The following is a 3,382-nucleotide window of genomic DNA, read 5'->3' on the forward strand; positions in this document are numbered from 1 at the left end:
CACGCCGGCTCGGTCGGCATGGATGGCGGTTTCCATCTTCATGGCCTCGATGGTCAGCAGCAGGTCGCCAGGGTTGACCTTCTGGCCTTGCGTGACCGCGACCGAGGCGACGACGCCGGGCATCGGGGCGCCCAGGTGGCCCTCGTTCGCGGGGTCGGCCTTGGGACGGGCGGCGGTCTGCGACTTCACCAGGCGGTTCGGCACCCGGATCACCCGCGGCTGGCCGTTCAGCTCGAAGAACACCTTGACCTCGCCCTTCTCGTCGGTCTCGCCCACGGTCTGCAGGCGGATCTCCAAGGTCTTGCCGGGGTCGATCTCGGCCTCGATCTCCTCGCCCGGCTCCATGCCGTAGAAGAAGGTCCGCGTCGGCAGCACCCGCACCGGGCCGTATTGCCGGTGCCGGCCCATGTAGTCCAAAAACACCTTGGGATACATCAGGTAGCCGTTCAGATCCTCGTCGTCGACCGCCTTGCCTTCCAGCTGGCGGATCAGGTCGGCGCGGGTGGCCTCGATATCCACCGCCGGCATGGCCGCGCCGGGGCGGGCGGTCAGGGCTGGCTCGCCCTTCAGAACCTTCTTCTGCAAGGCCGCCGGCCAGCCCCCGGGCGGCTGGCCCAGGTTGCCCTTCATCATGTCGACGACGCTGTCGGGGAAGGAGACCTCGACGCCCGGATCCTCGACCTGCGCCCGCGTCAGGCCCTGCGCCACCATCATCAGCGCCATGTCGCCCACCACCTTGGAACTGGGCGTGACCTTGACGATGTCGCCGAACATCCGGTTCACCTCGGCATAGGCCTGGGCGACCTCGTGCCAGCGGTCCTCAAGGCCGAGCGAGCGCGCCTGGGCCTTCAGATTGGTGAACTGGCCGCCGGGCATCTCGTGCAGCCAGACCTCCGAGGCCGGGGCCTGCAAGCCGCTCTCGAAGGCGGCATAATGCTCGCGCACCGCCTCCCAGTAGTTCGAAATCTGGCGGATGGCCGCGATGTCCAGCCCGGTATCGCGGTCGGTATGGCGCAGCGCCTCGACCACCGAGCCCAGGCAGGGTTGCGAGGTATTGCCCGACAGCGCGTCCATGGCGCAGTCCACCGCATCCACCCCGGCCTCGGCCGCGGCCAGGATCGAGGCGCCGGCAATGCCGCCGGTGTCATGGGTGTGGAAATGCACCGGCAGGCCGATCTCCTCCTTCAGCGCGCGGACCAGAATCGAGGCCGAAGCGGGCTTCAGCAGCCCCGCCATGTCCTTCAGCCCCAGCACATGCGCGCCGGCGTCGCGAAGCTCGCGCGCCATCTTCAGGTAATAGTGCAGGTCGTATTTCGAACGCGCGGGATCGAGCAGGTCGCCGGTATAGCAGATCGTGCCCTCGCAGATCTTGCCGCTCTCGATCACCGCATCCATGGCGACGCGCATGTTCTCGACCCAGTTCAGGCTGTCGAAGACCCGGAACACGTCCACCCCGGTCTTCGCCGCCTGGCGGACGAATTCCTGCACCACATTGTCGGGATAGTTGGTGTAGCCGACGCCGTTCGAAGCCCGCAGCAGCATCTGCGTCATCAGGTTGGGCATGCGGGCGCGGATGTCGCGCAGCCGCTGCCAGGGGCATTCCTGCAGGAAGCGATAGGCGACGTCGAAGGTCGCGCCGCCCCAGCATTCGACCGAGAAGAGGCCGGGGAGGTTCGCGGCATAGGCCGGCGCCACCCGGATCATGTCGATCGAGCGCATCCGCGTCGCGAGCAAGCTCTGGTGGCCGTCGCGCATCGAGGTGTCGGTGATCAGCAGCCGCTTCTGGTCCAGCATCCAGTCGGCGACGGCTTTCGCCCCCTGTTCCTCCAGAAGCTGCCTTGTCCCCCGAAGCGTTTCTGCCGCCGGCTCGGCCTTGGCGGGCGGCGGCACCGGGATGCGCGCCTCGGCCGGCGGCAGCGGGCGGCCGGCGGTCTCGGGATGGCCGTTCACGGTGATGTCGGCGATATAGACCAGCAGCTTCGTCGCCCGGTCGCGGCGCTTGCGGAACGCGAACAGGTCCGGCGTGGTGTCGATGAACTTGGTCGTGTAGCTGTCGTCGAGGAAGGTCGGGTGCTTCAGGAGGTTGATGACGAATTCGATATTCGTCGCCACGCCGCGCACCCGGAACTCGCGCAAGGCCCGGTCCATCCGCGCGATGGCCTTCTCGGGCGTCTGGGCATGGGCCGTGACCTTGACCAGCAGGCTGTCGTAATAGCGGGTGATGACGCCGCCGGAATAGGCGGTGCCGCCGTCCAGCCGGATGCCGTTGCCGGTCGCCGAGCGATAGGCGGTGATGCGGCCGTAATCGGGGATGAAGTTGTTCAGCGGATCCTCGGTCGTGACCCGGCATTGCAGGGCATGGCCGTTCAGGTGCACGTCGGACTGCGCGGCGACGCCGGTGGCCTCGGCCAGGGTCGCGCCCTCGGCGATCAGGATCTGGCTCTGCACGATGTCGATGCCGGTGACCTCCTCGGTCACGGTATGCTCGACCTGGACGCGTGGGTTCACCTCGATGAAGTAGAACGCCTGGCTGTCCATATCCATCAGGAACTCGACGGTGCCGGCGTTGCGGTAGCCGACGGCGCGGCCGATCCGCAGCGCCAGCTCGCAGACCTCGGCGCGCTGCTCGGGCGTCAGGTAGGGCGCCGGGGCGCGTTCCACGACCTTCTGGTTGCGGCGCTGCACGGTGCAGTCGCGTTCATAGAGGTGATAGAGCCCGCCATGGCCGTCGCCCAGAAGCTGCACCTCGACATGGCGCGCGCGCAGGATCATCTTTTCCAGGTAGCCCTCGCCATTGCCGAAGGCGGCCTCGGCCTCGCGCCGGCCCTCGCGCACCTTCTCGGGCAGTTCCTCGGGGCCCATGATCGGCCGCATGCCGCGCCCGCCGCCGCCCCAGCTGGCTTTCAGCATCAAGGGATAGCCGATCTCGGCGGCCTCACGCTTGATCGCCTCCATGTCCTCGCCCAAGACCCCGGTCGCGGGGATGACCGGCACGCCGGCCTGGATCGCCACGCGCCGCGCCGAGGCCTTGTCGCCAAGCGCCCGCATGGTGTCGGCGCTTGGCCCGATGAAGGTGATCCCCGCCGCGGTGCAGGCATCGACGAAATCGGGGTTTTCGCTGAGCAGCCCGTAGCCCGGATGGATGGCATCGGCGCCGGATTCCTTCGCGACGCGGATGATCTCGGGGATGGACAGATAGGCCGCCACCGGCCCCAGGCCGCCGCCGATGCGGTAGGCCTCGTCCGCCTTGAAGCGGTGCAGGCTCAGCTTGTCTTCCTCGGCATAGACCGCGACCGTCTTCTTGCCCAGCTCGTTCGCAGCCCGCATCACGCGGATCGCAATCTCGCCACGGTTCGCTACCAGAATCTTACGGAACATGCAG

1 protein-coding gene is annotated in these 3,382 nt (G+C 67.8%); it reads right to left on the minus strand.

Going from position 1 to position 3,382, the window contains the following annotated elements:
* Positions 1-3,378, minus strand: a 3,378-nt coding sequence (locus ACDP63_RS24375) for a pyruvate carboxylase (protein WP_409928811.1), incomplete at its 3' end; no start/stop codon positions are given.
* Positions 3,379-3,382 lie beyond the last annotated feature (4 nt).

Source organism: Paracoccus sp. P2 (genome assembly GCF_046335115.1).
In the GTDB taxonomy this organism is placed as follows: domain Bacteria; phylum Pseudomonadota; class Alphaproteobacteria; order Rhodobacterales; family Rhodobacteraceae; genus Paracoccus; species Paracoccus pantotrophus.